Annotated in this window: 14 protein-coding genes and 1 pseudogene; 7 read left to right on the top strand and 8 right to left on the bottom strand. The window is 60.8% G+C overall.

Annotated elements, in window-relative coordinates; translation table 11 throughout:
* Window positions 1-67: 67 nt before the first annotated feature.
* Entirely contained in the window at window positions 68-1,327 is a 1,260-nt protein-coding gene (locus AC1VV3_RS24225; RefSeq protein ID WP_482963578.1) for an alpha/beta hydrolase family protein, read from the top strand.
* Window positions 1,225-3,618, top strand: coding sequence for a carboxylesterase family protein (locus AC1VV3_RS24230; protein WP_482963579.1), 2,394 nt, complete (start codon window positions 1,225-1,227; stop codon window positions 3,616-3,618). Before AC1VV3_RS24225 ends, AC1VV3_RS24230 begins: the two co-directional genes overlap by 103 nt.
* 349 nt (window positions 3,619-3,967) lie before the next feature.
* Here the strand turns inward: AC1VV3_RS24230 and AC1VV3_RS24235 are convergent, their stop codons facing one another.
* The 5 genes and pseudogenes from AC1VV3_RS24235 to AC1VV3_RS24255 all read right to left on the bottom strand — a co-directional run bounded on the left by AC1VV3_RS24235 (window position 3,968) and on the right by AC1VV3_RS24255 (window position 9,983).
* The gene (locus AC1VV3_RS24235) at window positions 3,968-4,600 is read right to left on the bottom strand and encodes a tyrosine-type recombinase/integrase (protein WP_482963580.1); all 633 of its coding nucleotides are present in this window, start codon (window positions 4,598-4,600) and stop codon (window positions 3,968-3,970) included.
* 464 nt (window positions 4,601-5,064) lie between these two features.
* On the bottom strand, window positions 5,065-7,074 hold the full coding sequence (locus AC1VV3_RS24240) for an alkyl/aryl-sulfatase (RefSeq protein WP_482963581.1): 2,010 nt from the start codon (window positions 7,072-7,074) through the stop codon (window positions 5,065-5,067).
* A gap of 132 nt (window positions 7,075-7,206) precedes the next feature.
* Window positions 7,207-8,910, bottom strand: coding sequence for an arylsulfatase (locus AC1VV3_RS24245; protein WP_482963660.1), 1,704 nt, complete (start codon window positions 8,908-8,910; stop codon window positions 7,207-7,209).
* Between the two features lie 544 nt (window positions 8,911-9,454).
* Window positions 9,455-9,742: a BrnA antitoxin family protein gene (locus AC1VV3_RS24250; RefSeq protein WP_482963582.1), complete on the bottom strand. Its 288-nt coding sequence runs from the start codon at window positions 9,740-9,742 to the stop codon at window positions 9,455-9,457.
* Window positions 9,739-9,983 (bottom strand): annotated as a pseudogene (locus AC1VV3_RS24255) (BrnT family toxin). The gene AC1VV3_RS24250 and the pseudogene AC1VV3_RS24255 overlap by 4 nt, the downstream one beginning before the upstream one ends.
* A gap of 511 nt (window positions 9,984-10,494) precedes the next feature.
* Between AC1VV3_RS24255 and AC1VV3_RS24260 the strand changes: the two are divergent.
* Window positions 10,495-12,183 carry a GH35 family beta-galactosidase gene (locus tag AC1VV3_RS24260; protein WP_482963583.1) on the top strand — a complete coding sequence of 563 codons (1,689 nt, stop codon included), beginning with the start codon at window positions 10,495-10,497 and terminating at the stop codon, window positions 12,181-12,183.
* A 211-nt stretch (window positions 12,184-12,394) separates the two neighbouring features.
* Here AC1VV3_RS24260 and AC1VV3_RS24265 read toward each other — a convergent pair whose 3' ends face one another.
* A complete protein-coding gene (locus tag AC1VV3_RS24265) occupies window positions 12,395-12,847 on the bottom strand; it encodes a carboxymuconolactone decarboxylase family protein (RefSeq protein WP_482963584.1) in 453 nt (150 codons plus the stop codon).
* Between the two features lie 170 nt (window positions 12,848-13,017).
* Here AC1VV3_RS24265 and AC1VV3_RS24270 point away from each other — a divergent pair, with 170 nt between their 5' ends.
* From AC1VV3_RS24270 to AC1VV3_RS24285, 4 genes are all read left to right on the top strand, one after another.
* A complete protein-coding gene (locus AC1VV3_RS24270) occupies window positions 13,018-13,779 on the top strand; it encodes an SDR family oxidoreductase (RefSeq protein WP_482963585.1) in 762 nt (253 codons plus the stop codon).
* Window positions 13,776-14,219, top strand: coding sequence for a hypothetical protein (locus AC1VV3_RS24275; protein WP_482963586.1), 444 nt, complete (start codon window positions 13,776-13,778; stop codon window positions 14,217-14,219). Before AC1VV3_RS24270 ends, AC1VV3_RS24275 begins: the two co-directional genes overlap by 4 nt.
* On the top strand, window positions 14,161-15,105 hold the full coding sequence (locus AC1VV3_RS24280) for a sigma-70 family RNA polymerase sigma factor (protein WP_482963587.1): 945 nt from the start codon (window positions 14,161-14,163) through the stop codon (window positions 15,103-15,105). Before AC1VV3_RS24275 ends, AC1VV3_RS24280 begins: the two co-directional genes overlap by 59 nt.
* A 1,043-nt stretch (window positions 15,106-16,148) precedes the next feature.
* Window positions 16,149-16,577, top strand: a complete 429-nt coding sequence (locus tag AC1VV3_RS24285) for a twin-arginine translocation pathway signal protein (RefSeq protein ID WP_482963588.1) — start codon at window positions 16,149-16,151, stop codon at window positions 16,575-16,577.
* An 89-nt stretch (window positions 16,578-16,666) separates the two neighbouring features.
* Here AC1VV3_RS24285 and AC1VV3_RS24290 read toward each other — a convergent pair whose 3' ends face one another.
* Together AC1VV3_RS24290 and AC1VV3_RS24295 are read right to left on the bottom strand one after the other, a co-directional pair.
* The gene (locus AC1VV3_RS24290; protein WP_482963589.1) at window positions 16,667-17,194 is read right to left on the bottom strand and encodes a hypothetical protein; all 528 of its coding nucleotides are present in this window, start codon (window positions 17,192-17,194) and stop codon (window positions 16,667-16,669) included.
* A 192-nt stretch (window positions 17,195-17,386) separates the two neighbouring features.
* Window positions 17,387-18,370, bottom strand: a complete 984-nt coding sequence (locus AC1VV3_RS24295) for a sensor domain-containing diguanylate cyclase (RefSeq protein ID WP_482963590.1) — start codon at window positions 18,368-18,370, stop codon at window positions 17,387-17,389.
* Window positions 18,371-18,446: the final 76 nt, after the last annotated feature.

Below are 18,446 nucleotides of genomic sequence, written 5' to 3' on the forward strand. Positions count from 1 at the left end.
CCAGCAGGGTACCGCTGCACGTGCCGAGGGCCCGGAGACAGCCGCGCCCCGCACCGCTTTCGTACACTTGGCACGCGGTGTGCCGGCCGTGCTCTACGAGCCTGCCAATATCGGCCCCAAGGCCGAAACGGCGGTGTTCGTGATGCACTCTTCCGCTGACTACCTGAGCTTTTCGGCCTGCACCCAACTCTCCCGGCGCGGGTACCGCGTGCTTTGCGCCAATAACAGTACGAGCAAGTCCGGCATTTCCAACGACGGGATGCTCGATCAGGTCCTGCTGGAAGCAAAGGCAGGTATCGCCTGGCTACGCACCGTACCCGGCGTGAAGCATGTCGTGCTGTTGGGCCACAGCGGAGGCGGCACGGTGATGAGCGCTTACCAGTTCATCGCGGAAGGTGGCACGAACGCCTGCCGATCGAAAGAGAAGATCTGGAAGTGCCCGGATGCCCTGGCGGACCTTCCTCCAGCGGACGGGCTCATGCTGATCGATTCCAACTGGGGACTGGCAGCGATGACGCTGTTCAGCATCGACCCTGCCGTGCGCGGCGAAGATGGGGGGATGGCCACCGATACTCGGCTCGACATGTACGCGCCCGCCAACGGCTTCCGGCCGACCGGCTCTGCGTATGGTCCCGTCTTCACGCGGCGGTTTCTCCAGGCCGAGGGTGCTCGAAACATTGCCCTGCTATCGGAAGCCGAAGGCCGGCTGGCCGCCGTCGCCGCTGGCAAGGGGCCCTACGAGGATGACGCCCCCTTCGTCGTGCCTGGCGCAATCCTGCTCGGCAGCAACAACAAGCTGTTCTCGCAGGATGTCGCGCTCATGGCGCATACCCGCAGGGCCTGGCCCCTGCTTCATGCCGGCGGCCGCGAGACGACCGAGATCGTCCATACCGTGCGCGTGCCCCAGAACACCCGCAGCCAGACTCCTTCGCTCATGCAAGGCGCCTTGAAGACGACCTTGCGCAACTACCTCAATTCCTATGCAATTCGAACTGGACCCGGCTTCGGCTACGACGAGACAGGCGTGCACGGTGTGGACTGGACTTCCACCTATGCCAGCCCGCCGGGGAACGTGCAGGGTATCAAGGTGCCCCTGCTGGTGATGGGCATGACCGGGCACTGGGAATACCTTGCCAGCGAGACGCTCTACCAACTCTCGCATAGCCCGGACAAGTCGATCGCCTTCGTGGAAGGTGCGACGCACATGTATGACACCTGCAAGGAATGCGAGCGCAGACCCGGCGAGTTCGGCGATACCGAAAAGACGACTTACGATCATATCGACAGCTGGTTGAGCAAGCCCGGCCGCTTCGCAGCGGTGCATTGAGGTTCCAGCCACGGAAGAACAGGAATATGAAGATAACCATGAAAACCGGTCGTGCCCTAGCGCATTGCACTGTTCTGGCAGCGGGAGGTTTTGCTCTGGCGGTTTCCGGCGTGGCGTGGTCTCAGGACGCTTCCACGCGGCTTTCACCAGACGCTGCATCGACCATCGGCCACGACCCGCAGCTTCTGATCGCAGCGGTCCCCGCCCGGGTCGGCGCAGCCTTGAAAGTGACCAGTCCGGCATTTCCAGCCGATGGGAACATTCCCTTGATCAGCACGCAATATGGCGAGAACCGCTTTCCCGGCCTTTCATGGTCGAAAGGCCCCCAGGGTACGCGCTCTTATGTCGTGGTCATGCAGGGCATGCCTGCAGAAAGCGATGCGGGCCGTGCCGTAACCAGCATTCACCTCGTGCTCTACAACCTCCCTGCTGGAACCACGACGCTTTCCGAGGGCATGACGCAGGCACCTGCCGGCGCGGTTTACGGGCCCAATGTTCACGGCCCCGCCGCCGCTTATGCCGGCCCCCACACTCACGACGCCAACCGTCACGCCTATCACACGCAAGTGTTCGCGCTCGACATCGTCCTTGCCCATGGGGACGGCCAGAGCTTCTCGGCGCTCAAGGCAGCCATGACAGGGCATGTGCTGGCCTCGGGTGATCTCGTGGGCTACGCCGCGAAACCGGCGATGGCAGCGGCTCAGACCACGGGGAAGCCGATCCGGGTCGAGACCGGCCTTCTCAGCGGTATTCCTGGCCGCGATCCCTCGATTTCTGTCTACAAGGGCATTCCCTATGCCGCCCCCCCGGTCGGGCCGCTGCGCTGGCGTGCGCCTGCTGCGCCCCTTGCCTGGCAAGGCATACGCAAGGCCGATGCCTTTGGGCCGGCCTGCCCGCAGCCCGGCGGAGACATGGCGCGGGGCATGGCACAGAGCGAGGACTGCCTTACGCTCAACGTCTGGACGGCGGCCGCGCCGAGCAGCGGTGAAAAGCGGCCGGTCTACGTCTGGATCTATGGTGGCGGCTTCATCGGCGGTACCGGAGCAAGTCCTGAATTCGACGGCGAAGGGCTGGCGAAAAAGGGCATCGTGGTCGTCACCCTCAACTACCGTGTCGGGGTTCTCGGCTTCCTTTCGACGCCGGAACTCAGCCGGGAATCCGGGCATGGCGCCTCGGGGAACTACGGATTGCTGGACGACATCGCCGCGCTCCAATGGGTGCAACGCAACATAGCCGCTTTCGGCGGCGATCCTGCGAAAGTGACGATTGGGGGGCAGTCCGCAGGGGCGGGATCGGTCGGTTTCCTCTCGATGTCACCCCTCGCGAAAGGCCTTTTCCGCGCCGGGATAGCCGAAAGCCATGCCCGCTACCCCCGCGACACCGAGCTACGCTATCTGTCGGTTTCCTGGCGCTCGCTTGCCTCGGCAGAAAAGTCCGGCACGCAGTACGCCGCGCAGCACGGTGCCAGCACCCTTGCAGCGCTGCGCCAAATGCCCTGGCAGCAACTGATCGAGGGCAGTTCCGCGATCGATCCCGACGTGGAGACCGGCAGCGACGGCAAACCACCGCTTTTCCGGCCGGTGGTCGACGGTTGGGTGATCCCAAAGTCCTATTGGGATACGTATCAATCAGGCAGCCAGAACAAGGTTGCCTACGTGGCGGGCAACAATAAGGACGAGACCGGCGCGGTCCCCGAAACCGCCTTCGCCGTGCTGCGCGCCCGCACGACCCTGCCTCGCGCTGGCATGCCCCAGACTAGCGTCACGGTCGCTCAGTTCCAGGCTGCGGCGCGTCGCAAGTTCGGCCCCCTCGCCGATGATTTCCTCAAGCTCTATCCAGCCTCCACGGATGCGGAGGCGGCGCTGCAGAATAATGCTTCGGCAAGGGACAATTCGCGGATCTCGACCTGGCTTTGGGGCACCTTGTGGCGCCAGACCAATTCTCTGCCCCTCCACACTTATTTCTGGACCCACGCCCAACCCGGACCGACCCACGATACGCGCGGCGCCTTCCATGGCTCTGAGATCCCCTATGCCTTCAACAGTCTGGATGCGGTCGACCTCCCGTGGACGCGCGAAGACCGCCAGATCGCGGACACGATGTCATCCTATTGGGCTAACATTGTGAAGACTGGAAATCCCAACGGTCCCGGGCTCCCACAATGGCCGGCCTGGAGCGCCCAGCTGCCACTGGTCATGGAGTTGGGAGATCATTTCGCCCCAATGCCTTTGGCGTCTTTAGAAAAGATCGACTTCTGGAAAAGGTTCTATGCGACCCAGACGCCTTGGTAAGCTGGCCGACGAATTGGAAGCGGCAGCCTGATTCGGGCTATAATTCGACTATTTGATATTTGATCGTCCCGCTATCTGGTCATGGCCCACCGTGGGTGGTGTAGGAATCGTCGATGACAATGAAGGACAGTTTACCGGGCGCAGATCAATCGCCTCCATCAGGGTAAGACTGGCGAGGCCCCACCGGATAGCCCAAAGGCGCTAGCGATAATCGTGGGAAAGCCTGTAATTGTGAGTGAATTCGCCGTTATAGCCGCCCTCCAACGTGCCATGACGCATTGCCGTTGCCTGCCGACCGTCAATGTCGGCATGCCGGCCCCTTGAAATAGTCGCGGAGCCGGCATGCTGCTCAGATTTCGTTACGCTCCGATAAGGTGAGCGCATCATCGATATCCACGCCGAGGTAACGCACGGTATTCTCGATGTTCGAGTGGCCTAGCAAGATCTGCACCGCTCGCAGGTTACCAGTCGCCTTGTAAATGAGCGAGACTTTTGTGCGCCGCATCGAGTGCGTGCCGTATTCCCGCTTGTCCAAGCCGACCGTCGTAACCCATTCGTCGATGAGGCGCGCGTACTGCCGCGTGCTCATGTGACCGAGATAATCGACACGGCTCGGGAAAACAAAGTTGTCTACGTTCCAACCGCGGCTGTCCAGCCAAGCCGTCAGGCTCCTTCGCGCTTCCGTCATGATCTCGAACTCGACGGGCTTTCCGGTCTTCTGTTGGATAATCGTCGAGCGGCTACGAATGCTCCCTCGACTAACAATATCACCAATCTTGATTTTCACGAGATCACAGCCGCGTAGCTTGCTGTCGATAGCAAGGTCAAATAGCGCACGATCCCGCAGTCGCCTATTCTCGTCAAGGTAAAACCGGATGGCCCAGATGTCGCGTAACTTCAGCGGACGTTTTGGCCCCACATTCTGGCCTGCGTTCCAAGGGCGCCGCTCATGAACGGCAGGATCTAAGTCTGAATGTCCCATGGCGCTTCTCCATTGGCATCAACTGCCAGCCGGAGTATACTCCACCGAAGCATGCCTCGCGGGCCAAAAGCACTTATTCCGCCGACAGAGCGGTAGTAGAGCACGTGATCTCGGATCCCTGATCGCTGCCGTTGGTTCTCCCCGTTATGGATGAACCTGAACAACCCGGCGTGAGCCCAAACCGTCGTTCGTCAGTCTGAACGCGAACCACGAGTCTTGGCTAGCGAGCCGTTCGCGATCATAGCGGTAGACAGCCAAGAAGCGGACAGTTTTATAATATTTTGGTCGGGTAACTCTTCTCAACAGTGAGTAATAGCGTCATCAAGCCCTCCTTGGAGCGAACTTATCGCAACTCCATCATGAGCATGTTTCGGCTCAGTGCGAAGATGAGCGTTGGCGGATAAAGGGCTTATCCGCCCCATTCGGCTCATCGTAGTCGAACAACCTGGAGATCGCTCCAATACTCACGGCGTAACAATTGGGAAGTTGCCCAAAGGCCCGTCAAACAGGCCGGCGAAGCGCCGCACCAAGGCGTAATCGTCTGACCCAAGGATGGAATGATCATCACCTGTCAATTCCGCAAAGAACTGAGCGGCTGAAAGCTTCAAAATCGGCGCGCCGCCAAGCGGCGCGTCGGCCTCTTCATGGATAAGCACCGAGTTGCGCACTTGCACGATCTGTCGTTTTCCAGTCGCCGGGTCGACGATGGTGAAGGCAAGCTTCACGCCTTTTGCCCGCTCGGGCACCAGTCGCACCGCGATGGTATCCAGCAACAGATCGGTCGGCAGACCCTGTAGCCCGGCGAAAGGCGAGGCCCGTTTCGGCTCAAGCGGACCGCGTCGCAGTTCGACTGCGGCCTCGAGATAGCCGTTGCGCCAGGTTGCACTCTCCGCCTGATAGGCAAGTTGCTCGTACAGATCGGCCAGCACGAGCTGGGCATTGCGGTTTTTCGGATCCGCGAATACCAGCTTGTTGAGCAGTTCGACCGCCCAGCGATTGTCGCCCTTGTCGATCGCGGCTTTGGCCAGTGCCAGAACGTGCGCATCGCCGCCGAGCGCATCGATATAGTGGTTAGCGCCTTCGGTCAGCGTCATGGGATCGAGGTTGGCCGGATTCCCGTCATAATAGCCCATGTAGCGCTGGTAGACGGCCCGGGAATTGTGGCTGAGCGTGCCGTAGTATTCGTGATTGTACCATTTGGCCGCAAGGCTATCGGGATACTGGAGGGTGCGCGCGATCTCGGGCCCGGTGAGGCCGTCGTTCATCAGGCGAACGCTCTGGTCGTGCAGGTATTCGTAAGCGTCGCGCTGGTTGCCCAGGTAATCAACGATCTTCTCCTGTTCCCAACGGGGCCAGAAGTGCGAGGTGAACAGAACCTCGGTGCGACCACCGTAGCGGCTGATCGCCTCTGTCAGTGCATTTGACCAGCTCTTGGTGTCGCGCACCAGGGCGCCGCGCGCAGGCAAGGCGTTGTGCAGCGTACCGTTGGCATCCTCGGCCAGGCACAAGGCTTTGAGCTCGGGTAGATAGAAAAACATCTCCGCCGGAGCCTCGGTATTCGCAGCCATCTGGAACTCAAAGCGCAATCCGTCGATCGTCAGCGTTTCGCCGGTCTGCTTGATATCGTGGTTGGGAATGATCGGCAGGCGAGCGCGTGGTGTGGCAGGAACCTGCCCCGGCTGCGCCTCGACCGGCTTGATCTGCGGACCGAGACCCAGGTTGACGTTGCCGGTAGCCGTAACGGGAAGTCCAAAGCCGAACTGGAAGGCAGCCCGACGGATCATCGCCGGGCCTGCGATGACCGCTTCCCCAAGAATCTCCTTGATGAAGCCTTCCGGTGCAATCACCGGCACGTGCCGGGCCGCGACTTCCTCATCGGATATCACCGCACGCACGCCGCTATAGTGATCGGTGTGACTGTGGGTGTAAATGACGCCCGTGACCGGCTTTTTTCCGAGATGCTCGTAAACGAGTTTCATCCCCGTGTAGGCTTCAGCGTCGTATCCCGGGTCCACGACGATATAGCCCGTATCGCCTACAATCACCGTCATATTGGAGATGCTGAATCCGCGGATCTGATATATCCGTTCAGCCACTTTGAAGAGACCATGCTTCTGCAGCAATTGCGCGTTGCGCCAAAGGCTGGGGTTCACCGTATCGGGCGACGCTTGACTGAAGAAGGCGTCGCTATCCAGATCCCCGACTACTTGACCATCCGGATTGCGCAGCTTGCCATCCGCCACGGTCGCAATGAAGCCGCGCTGGACCAGATCATAATCTTCGCGATCGCTCGTCGGTAGCGTCTGTGCGAAGGTGCTGAGACGCTCACGGGTCACGGCGCTGGCCGGCTTTCCAGCGTTCACCGTAGCCCCAACTTCGGGCGCGCCACCGGGCGCGGCTTCCTGAGACAGGGCAGGCACCGCCAACAGAGCAAGAACGGCGGTTGAAACGGCACAAGCACTGCGATTACGCATGATATCCTCTCGCATTTTCAAGCAATGATGGAAGACCGGTTGACGGCGGCGAACTCAAGGTAAGGAGAGGCGCGCCGTGCAATCGGGCCCGCCTCTTCCACACTCCGCTTGCCGGTAGAATTTACGCGGAAATCAGGGCTTGGACGATTGACCCGTGGCCGCCTCAGGAATTGCCACGCCTTTCTGCGCGGCATAACGGCCCCAGTCCGCAACAAGCTCTTCCAACTTGTCCGGATATCTGACGGCCAGATCCGTGCTTTCTGCCGGATCGGTCGCAAGATTGAACAACTGCCATTTGCCCTCGCCCACGCCGTCACGAGGATAGGTCGAACCGGAAGTCGGCAGGTAGACGGCTTTCCAGTCTCCCTTCCGAAGCGCCCGTCGGAAGAAGAGTTCGGTGCCGACAGGCTCGTCGGGGGTTCGAACCTCGGCAGATTTCTCGGCGAGCACCGACACCAGGCTATGCCCCTCGAACGGCAGGATCGCGCGGCCCTTGAACGTTGTCGGCTGCGCCAGCCCGGCGAGGTCAAGCAGCGTTGGCGCGATATCGGTGACACTCAAATTCCCACGGGCGATACGATTGCCGACGACGCCCTTGCCAGCGGCAAAGGCACTGACCCGGGTACCGCCCTCGGTCGGATAGCCTTTGACCAGCCAGGAAGGGGTACTGTTTGCCTGCGCCCATCCGGCGCCGTAGCCCACATATGAAGTGGCATTCCCGATATTCTCGAGACTATTGTCGATGCCCAGCTTTTTGGCCCCGCCGGGAACTCCGCGAACCTGAAAAGGCGCATCAATCTCACTGCCTTCCGGGCCGTTGTCCGATAAGAAAACGATGACGGTATTCTCGTACTGGCCGGTGCGCTTCAGCTCAGCAATCACGCGGCCCACATTCTGGTCCATGCGATCGACCATGGCCGCATAAACTTCCATCTTTCGCGCCTCGAGCGCCTTTTCGTCGCTCGTCAGGCTGGCCCATGGCTTCACTCCGTCAAGGGGATGGGGCTGCTGGTCGAGTGCGACCAGGCCGAGCTTCCTCTGCCGCTCAAGACGTTCGGCGCGAAGCACATCATAACCGGCATCGTAGCGGCCCTTGTACTTCGCGATCGTTTCGGCCGGGGCCTGCATGGGCCAATGCGGTGTGGTGAACGTAAGATAAGCGAAGAAAGGACGTGCATCTTTCGCACCGCCATCCAGGAAGGAGATCAGCTGATCGGCGAAGTAGTCCGCGGAGTAACGTCCGACGGGAAACCGGACCAGCTTTCCATCCTGCCGGTAAAGCGTGTTCGCCTTGGCCTTCTTCCACGCGCCGTCCTGATCGGCCCCGAAATGATTGCCCAGCCCCTGCAGCAAGGCAAAGGAATGTTCGAATCCGCGCGCCGCCGGGCCGCGATCCTCGGTCAAGCCAAGGTGCCATTTGCCAGACATCAACGTGCGATAGCCGCCCTGCTGTAAAAGCTCGGCTATCGAAGCTACGCGGTCGTTCAGATAGCCTTCGTAGCCCGGCCGGCCCGCAAGTGACGGCGATAGCGATTCCGCCATGGTGCCGATCCCCGCTTCATGATTGTCCACTCCGCTCAGCAGCATGGAGCGGGTGGGCGAACACGTCGGCGCGGTATGGAATCCGGTGAACCGAACGCCGCTGGCGGCAAGCGCATCGAGGTTCGGGGTTGCGATTTCACCACCAAAGGCGCCCAGATCCGACCATCCGAGATCATCGGCCACGATCACCAGGAAATTGGGCCGTGAAGCCTCACGTTGGGATGAAGATCCGCTCAAGGGCGACTGATTTACCGGTTCCGCCGGGCCCGCTTGCGCCATAGCGATGGGAGACATCAAGGTGCTCACGAGAGCTGCGGCGATCAAGGCGGACTTTCCGGTCACGTCGGTTCCGTTCTTAGCTATGTATGACGCGGCAACCCTAACCACGCGCTGCACGGTAGCCTAAAAAGATTTCTCAACTAAATTAGTAGAGAAACTTCTCCAAGCCCGGCTATTGCGATCCTCGCGCCCAATCTCAGGAAATGCGCCGGGTGAAACGCTTGGCGCTGGCGGCGCTTGTCCCAGCCTTAAGGGACGACCAAGAGAGAATCTTGCATACACGAAAGGTCTTTTTGCATACACGGCCTTTACTCAACCAAATTATGGCTGAACCTAAACGCCGTGACGTGGGACGATCCGGAACGTCTCCTAGCAAGCCTTAGGTAACCTGAAGCCGCCGTTTGTTCAGATGCGTGACGCGCTTGCTTTGGGAACAAGATGCCGAGGCAGCTGCGTTGGGCGATCCAGAAGGGCGCCTTTGCAGACACGAACGCGGGATGGCGGCCATTCCGACGCCCCGGCGTCGGCTTCCGGTGCCGACCCATGGGGACAATCGCCGTCAGTGCGCAGCAACCCAATCCTTGAGAACTGCATCGATCCGCGACTGCCAACCAGGGCCGCTGGATTTGAAATGCTCGATCACCTCGGGCGAAAGCCGCAGTGTGGTGCTGACCTTTTTCGGGGCCTTCTGCGGACCGCGTGCACGAATCGTCTTTGTGAGGTCCGGGAAGGCCTCAGCGAAAGGCTTTGCCTTCGCGAAGTCCTCGGCTGTCCATTCAGGGTTATTGCTGACCGCATCCATATCGGCTTGGGTGTATCCGGGAGCGGCATGTTTCGGGTCGGTCATGACAGGAGCCTCCGTTCCGTAATGCTGGCCGGGCGGGCAGAGATGATCGAAACGCCTTCGGTGCCAGCACAGCGAAAATCACCGTGATCGTGCCGTTCATCTCACCAATGGCGGCAAAGCGTCCGTCCTTCGCAGGGGTAACCAGATCGGAGAGGAAGAATCCTTCACCCACATCAGCAAAGTCGATCCCGTGCTTGACGAGGTTCGCTTGCCGTTTTGGCTCATCCCAAACGATGATCATAGCTTTTTGTAGCTACAATTTGATCTGTGGTCAATCGACTCCCGTAACTGCAATTCGCTCTTGGCGTCACGATTTGAAGCCCGACTGCGCCCGCCGACAGAGCGGACATTCGATGCCCCATTCACGTCCCCTGACAGCTGCCCTTCGTTCACCGACGCGTTAGCGACGGTGAACGATCAGCCTTGGGACTTTCTGGCCGTTCCCAAGCGGAATGATGAGGGACGGGTTTCTGTCGAAAAGGACATTCGCCAATCGGTGCCGGTTTGCCTCTAAACAATCAGCGCTGGCCGTTACGAGGCCGACCAGATTTCGTACCGAGGTTAAAATAGCTGCCCATCATGAGCTCCTCAATATGCGAGCCTGAGCTGCCGTTTGCGGCAAGTCAGCGACAGCGAACATTGAGCTAGTTCATCGGGATGCAGGCGCAACGCTAGCCCTCCGCCTTATGGGTTGCGTAATATGAATCATCATTCTAATATTTGCCCGCAACGATACACCGTGGGGGAATGCTGTGAGAGATATCCTGTGCCGCCTGGCACTGTCTGCGGCTGCCATTTTGGCAGTGAACCCCGCAGCAGGTGCCCAACAGCTGCCTGTGATTAAGGACCACCAGCTTCTGGTGGATGGTAAACCCTACCTCGCGCTGGGCGGTGAGTTGCACAATTCCAGCGCCTCCAGTCCCGAATATATGCAGCCGATCTGGGACAAGCTTCAGGCTATGCATGTTCGCACGGTGATCGGAACGGTTAGCTGGGAGGACTTCGAGCCGAAGGAAGGCCAGTTCGATTTCCGGGCGGTCGACGCGCAGATCGCAGAGGCCAGAAAGCGCGACATGCGCCTTGTCCTGATCTGGTTCGGGGCATTCAAGAATGCGGCCTCGACCTACGCGCCCAGTTGGGTGCGCAGCAATGACCGGCGCTTCCCCCGTGCCATCGCGCAGGGCACGATGTCAGAGGCATTCACCTACAAGGGCGCCATGCCAAAGCCGGTACTGTCTGTATTTTCGCCTGAATTGCTGAAAGCCGATCGCACCGCCTTCGTGGCACTGATGAGACATCTTGCCGAAGTCGACACGGATCACCGCGTGATCATGGTGCAGGTCAACAACGAGACGGGGATGCTGCGCGACAGCCGCGACCGTTCGGCGTTGGCAGAGAGCGCATGGAAGGCCCCGGTACCGCCGCAACTTCTCCAATACCTCGCTGCCCATCGCTCAAGCCTGAAGCCGAAACTGGACGCGGTCTGGAGCCGTCAGGGTCGTCGCGCTTCGGGCACTTGGTCAGACGTGTTCGGCACCGATTGGCAGGCTGAGGAAGTCTTCATGGCCTGGCATTTTGCCAGCTACATGGAAAAGCTTGCTGCTGCGGGCAAGCGGGAACTGGCCTTGCCGATGTACGCCAATGGCTGGCTCGGCCCGCAGGACGGTCAGCCCATGGCCGGCCAATATCCCAGCGGCGGTCCGGCAAAGCGGGTGCTCGACGTCTGGCACGCAGCGGCTCCATCGCTCGACATGCTGTCGCCCGACATATACGCCCCCAACACCAAGGAAGTGCTGGCGGACTACGACCATGCCGGCAATCCGCTGTTCGTCCCGGAAGCACAGTTTCGGACAGGCGACATCTTCTGGGCGCTCGGCCAGCATCGCACGATCGGTTATTCCGTCTTCGGTATCGAGGATGGACGGATCGATGGACAACTGGCTCAAGCCTACGCCGAGTTGACCGGCATGGATCTGGTGATCACAAAGGCGCAGGCCGAAGGACGCATCGCCGGCGTTCTGCTGGATGATGGCAAGCCCGTGGTCATCAAGCTCGGCGGCTACAGCATCACCGTTCAGGAAACGATGGCGCTCCTCAAGCAGATGCTGCTCGACGTTGGATTGCAGGCACCGCCGCCGCCGCCGCCTTTGCCCAGCGAAACCGAAGGCCCCGGCACGCGCCCAGCCCCAGGAGACGGCCGGGCATTCGGCCTAGTCATCGACGAAGGCCACGATACCTTTCTGATCGTCGGGAAGGGTTTCACGGCGGACTTCGCCATCGGCTCGAAGCTGGCCGAAGTTGATCGAGTGGAAGAAGGGCGTTTCGATACGCAAGGCTGGAAAGTAGGCCGCGTCCTGAACGGAGACGAGCGGCTTAGCATCGTTCCGACCGATCGCATCGGCGCAATCCGTATCAAGCTGATGCGCCCGCGACCGAATTAGCGGAAGTCAGGGTGTTTTAGCTACAGAGCCAGCTTCAAGGAAAGCAGCCTGACGCCTGGCAAGACTGCTCTGGCGATTGTCCACTTCAACCGGTCCGATCGGCCGCTTTACAAGCGAGACCGGACGTGCACCAGCGCGGATGGGAGCGACTGGGTCTGGTCGCGTGCTGCCGAAAGGGGGAAGCAAGGGCATGCTCCCCCATCTTACGAGCCTATGGCTTCGCGGCGACCGGCAGGCGGAATGGCGCGCCGAGGCGATTGAACGCGTTCATTGCCGCGATCACTAGCGTGAGATCGACCAAGTCCTTTTCAGCAAAGACGGCGGCAGCGGCGGCATAGGCTTCGTCCGAAGCATGGGTCGTGCTGACATTGGTCACTTCCTCCGCCCAAGCCAACGCTGACCGATACTGGTCAGAAAACAGGTGCGGCACCTCCGCCCAGACGGGAACGAGGGCAACCTTGTCGATCGCCATGGTCTTGAGCAGATCGCGCGTATGCATATCGATGCAGTGGGCGCAGCCATTGATTTGCGACACTCGTAGAAAGACCAGATGGATCAGCTCTTCAGGAAGATCCGTTTTGGTGACATAATGATGGATACCGAACAGAGCCTTGGCGCCCTCGGGCGCGATTTCCGACCAGTTTAAACGCTTTATCTCGGTCATCCTGCTTTCCTTATAATCGGCGCCGAGCCCGGCGCTCGCTGACTTGACGAGGTACGCCGGTGCATCGTGACATTATGGCGCAGATATTTTTCGTTCCCGCCGACGTCCCATGTCACACCGGAGGCGGCCATCTCGTCATGCAGGAAGACACCTGCATTGGAGACATGGACATGAAGATCGTTATCATTGGCGGTACCGGACTGATCGGTCGGCCCCTCGTCGGACTGCTGCGGGCCGAGGGTCATGAGGTCGTCGCCGCATCGCCCAGCACCGGCGTCGATGCCCAAGCCGGCACAGGTCTGGCTCGGGCACTAACGGATGCTGCGATGCTAGTTGATGTCAGCAATGCTCCTTCGTTCGAGGATGCGGCCGCTCTCGCCTTCTTTCGCCGCACCACGGCGAACCTGCTGGAAGCGGCCCGCGACGCCGGGGTGCGCCACTTCGTCGCGCTCTCGGTCGTCGGCACGGATCGTCTCCAAGCCTCGGGCTATTTTCGTGCCAAGCTAGCTCAGGAACAGCTGATCGCCGCTGGCGGCGTTCCCTACACGATCGTGCGGGCCACCCAGTTCTTCGAATTTCTGTCGACCATCGCGGACGGCTATACGCAGGGCGACACCGCGCACTTGCCGGGCATCGCGCTACAGCCGGTCGCCGCCGCCGACATCTCGGCCCTGCTTGCCGAGATAGCCACGGCTGTTCCGGCAGATGGCATCGTCGAAGTCGCGGGACCCGAGCGCGCACCGCTCGCGGAATTCACCGCCAGCTGGCTTGGCGCGCGAGATGATCCGCGCCGGATCTTCGTCACCGACGATCGCAACTATTTCGGCGCCCCCGCCGACGACCACACGCTGGTACCTGGAGAGGACGCGCGGATCGCGCCTACGCGTTTTGATGCATGGCTTGCCGCTCATTTGCAGGGGCAGGCGGCATGAACAGGCGCCTTCCTATCGCGCTGGCCGTAGCGCTTGGTCTCGGAGCCATAGCCAATGGCTTGTTCATGCTGATCTCGCCTGCGAACTGGTACTTCGCGGTCCCGGGCGTCACCACCACCGGCCCGTTCAACCAGCACTTTCTGCGCGACATCGGGCTGATCTTCCTTCTAGTCGGTATCGCGATGCTGGCCGGTGCCGCGCGGCCGGCGACACGCGTTACGCTGTGGTTTCTCGCTGCGCTCTGGCTTGGAGGCCACGCGCTGTTCCATTTCTGGGAGGTGGCGGTGGGCATCTGCGGGACGGGCGCGCTGGTTCAGGATTTTCCTGCGGTGACGCTTCCGGCTATACTGACGGCCGCTCTCGCCCTGTGGGCGTGGCGCGATGCGGCAGGCGGCAGTCGCCGGTCGCATCCGGTGGAGGACTCTCGTGCCACGCACTGACGGACGCCTCGCTGATTTCGAGGCCGAGCGGCCAAGACTGCTGCGTCTTGGATATCGGATGCTTGGAGCGGTCAGCGAGGCGGAGGATGTCGTTCAAGAGGCCTGGCTGCGATGGGCGGCAAGGGCGGAGAGCGTTGACACGCCGTCGGCGTATCTGACCCGCATTGTCACGCGTCTCTGCCTCGACCAGCTCAAGTCGGCCCGCGCGCGCCGGGAGACCTACGTCGGGGCCTGGCTGCCCGAACCGCTCATGGGAACGACCGAGGCGGAGGAGGCGATCGCCGATGACGTGACGCTCACTCTGATGCTCGCCATGGAGCGCCTGTCCCCGCTGGAGCGTGCTGCCTTTCTGCTCCACGACGTGTTCGATATGGCGCTGACCGATGTCGCGACGACATTGGGGCGCGAGCCTGCAGCCGTGCGACAGCTTGCCTCGCGCGCACGCAAGCACGTGCAGCATGCGCGGCCACGTTTTACCGTAGAGGCGACGGAGGCCGATCAGATCGCGCGAGCCTTCTTTTCTGCTGCCCGCGACGGTGACACGGTCGCATTGTCTACACTGCTGGCGCGCGACGTCGAGATCCATTCCGATGGCGGCGGCAAGGTCATCGCTTTCCGCAATGTGGTGCGTGGGATCGACCGAGCGCTTCGTTTGTTTGCCGGGCTGCGTCGGAAGTATACCTCAGCGCCGACGCTGCTACGCACTGCGACCATTAACGGCCTGCCCGGCTACATCAGTATCGATCGAGGCAACGTGCTCCAGACCACTGCGCTTGATGTACGCGATGGCCGCATCATGGGGATCTATATAGTTCGTAATCCAGACAAGCTCCGCCATGTGGCGGCAGCTTTCGGCACAGACGGTCATCCGCAGCACAGCCACTGAAGGTCGTGAATTGGTCGACACCTGCCAGATTGCGGACGGTCCGCACCTGGAGCACTGAAAACAGGTGCTGAGCGTCCGAAATGGGTCGGCATCGGAAGCGGACGCCGGGGGCGTTGGAATGTCCGCTATCCCGTTTTCGTGTCTTCGAAGCTGCCGTTCCGGACTGTCCCACCCCACGTCGTTTAGGTTCATCGGCTACTTGGTGAACAGACGGCAGCCATCAGGTCTTCGAGATGAGGTGGTCTGCGTCCGCTCCGTCCGACACTGCCGACTTCGGAACGGATCAATTCGAGGGAACGGTGAGTAGGTGCCCAACTGCATCATTCTTTATTCTCCGTCAGCACCCGTCCATTTGCCTGTCGCCATCGAACTGGTGTGGTCCCTCGCCGCTTTACGAAAGTCCGGGTGAGGTGATGCCGGGCCTTCAATGGTGAAGTCGCAAGCGAACGAAACCCCAGCGTCGTCTAGCCCAACCAGGTAGCATGTGCACGGTCCACCATCTCAGATTAGCTTAACATCCGGTGCGTGAACCGGGACCACTTCAATTCCAGGCCGGCATATGAACCGTCGCATGCGGAATGGACGTGGATCAACTTAACGACGCGCTTCCAACGGGGCCGGGCGAGGCATAGGCAAGGCATAAGCGGGGCAGTCAGGTGCCCAGCGCAGCGGCGAACGGTATGCTCAGCGCAGTACATCGGCGGCATCTATGTACTGCATATGACTTTTCCCACTGGCCCAGTTGCCGCTCATTTGGAATGCAGGCTCGACACGGGCAATTTCTCCGGCATTCCCACCGAGCGGCGAGCAGGGTACAAAGTGAGGAGTAGAAATTGAGATTTGGGATCGCAGGTCCGGCACTGGCATTTTGGGCCCTGACGCTGACCGGATATCCGGCACTCGCGGCCCCATCACCAACGGATTCGGCTGCCAGAGCGGCTCCAAACGTAAGGCCACTCTTAGTACCAGCGGATTTCAAGGTGCCGCATTCAGCCGAGGCAGAGGGCTTCAAGCTCGTTCCGCTCGGTCCGTCTTTGGTGGGCATGGATTTCGACGCCTACATGTCATCCATCGAGCACCTGCAAAAAACCTTCAGCCGCAGTCCCAACTGGCCTCACAAGGGCATCTCGAGCGTCGATGCCCTGCGTGACATGGAAAACGAAGAGGCCCGATTTAAGAACCGCCAATCGTTTGCCTACGCCGTGCTTACGCCGGACGGCAGCCGCGAGCGCGGTTGTGTCTACATCGCGCCGAGCGCAGTAAACGGTTACGATGCCGTTGTCCGGATGTGGGTAACGAAAGCCGACTACGACGCAGGCTTTGACGCGGAGCTTTACAAATGGGTGACCGATTGGATCCAGACGGCTTGGCCTTTCAAAACGGTCGCCTATCCCGGACGCGCCGTCGATTGGGCGACCTGGGATGCCCTGGTCGCCGCGAACAAGGCGGCCTCGAAGACTGAGGCACCCTGAAGACTCGAACTGCCGCATAAGATCACGCGCTGGTGATTGGGAAGCATGGCCACCTGTCAGTGAACATCGTGCGACTTGAACCGCACAACCTACTCCCGGTGGCGGCCATCGGCATGCGGTGACCAGGAGCTGTTCGTTGGCTTCGGGCTCCAGCCTTTGCCGCCCCGGCCGCGGGCGCCGCTGCTAGAGGCGCCTTCACCCCGGCCGGTGCGGTTCGGGAAGGACATCTCGCCGACGCGGTGCAGGAGGTCGCCATGATCGATGACGATCCGGTCGCAGATGACGTGAATCACTACCTCGCCATCATCCAACAAGGGACAGCGCAAGAGCGCGTTTGCACGGGTCATTGCCAGGAACAGCGTCGTTTCCGCTGTATTGAGCACCAGGGCGTTGGGACTGAGAGCGCCGTTCAGGAACAGTTTCAACTGGCCCGTCCCCGCGCGGACGCGGAACAGGCTGGCATTGGAGTTCTGCCAGGCGGACTGGGTGGAAGGTCCCCAGTCCTCAGACCACGCTTGAAACCCGAAATCCGCGTCCCACCCTAGGTCGGTCCTGCACTGGCTCTCATGATCAAAATCATGCGAAATCAAGCGGCCTGGGCTCAAGCAGGCGTTCATGCGACGGTACACCTACCAACAACAATGGACCGTCGTGCCTACTGGAAAACCGCCGTTGCGATTGTTGTACTTGCGAGCGAGAACCAGGCTTCCTTATTGGCCTTGCCTTTCAGGCATCCTCTCCCAAAAGCCTATAAGTCACCCTTCGCGCCAGCTTTTTTTGATCGGCAGCATCGGATGCTGCGGAAACGCTCAACCAGCTATCTCACTTCGATTTCGCCCTAGTCGTTTCGCTGCGTATAGCGGCTTATCTGCGGCAGCGAGCCACTCCTCCACCGACAATATGCCCGGCCCCACCTCAGCGATCCCGAAACTGGCGGTGACCATCAGCATCTTGTCGCCCGGCAGCGAAATCGGGTGATCTTCAAGCTTCCTGCGAAACCGTTCGACTGCAACATGTGCCGCGTCCACGTTCGTTTCCGGCAGCAGCACGGCAAACTCCTCGCCGCCGAGCCGTCCCAGGATATCCGCATCGCGTTTCAGTTCGGTCACAAGGCGGACAACTTCGCGCAGAACGCAGTCTCCCGCCGCGTGGCCATGTGTGTCGTTTACCGCCTTGAAGTGATCGAGGTCTGCCAGCACAAGCGTACTAGGGCGGCCAAAGCGATGAAATCGGTCGACCTCCACCAGCGCGCGCTCGGCAAAAGCTCGCCTGGTAAGAGCCCCGGTCAAGACATCGCGCTCAGCGATCCGGCGCAGTTCCAGCTGCGTTTCGACGATCCGCGCGAGGCTCTTCAGCATCGTCACTTCGGTTTCAGTGAAGTGTCTCGGCTGCTGGTCGATGGCGCATAGCGCCCCGACGTTATAGCCTTCTGGCGTTGTCAGCGGAATGCCGGCATAGCTGCGGATGTTGGGATCCCCGGTCACCAAGGCATTGCCTGCAAAGCGCGCATCGTCGAGAGCGTTCTCGATCAGGAAAGGCTGCGTGTCCTTGATCGTGTGTGAGCAGAACGAAAGGCTGCGCGGCGTCTCGCTGGCATCGAGGCCGGCCCTGGCCTTGAACCACTGGCGATCGGCATCGATGAGTGACACGGCGGCAATGGGGACATTGAGTACCGAGCGCACCAGGGAGACGATGTGCTCGAACGGCTCTTCCGCTTTCGTGTCGAGTATCTCCAGGCGCTGCAGGGCCGCAAGCCGTCCAGGCTCATCCTCGAGGATCGGCACACCCGTCATGCCCTCGTCTCCTTCATCTCCAGGTTTATCCTGGCTTACAAACTAAGGGCATCATTGCCGAGTTCCAGTCCGGATC

The organism is Novosphingobium sp. BL-S-34 (assembly GCF_056857015.1).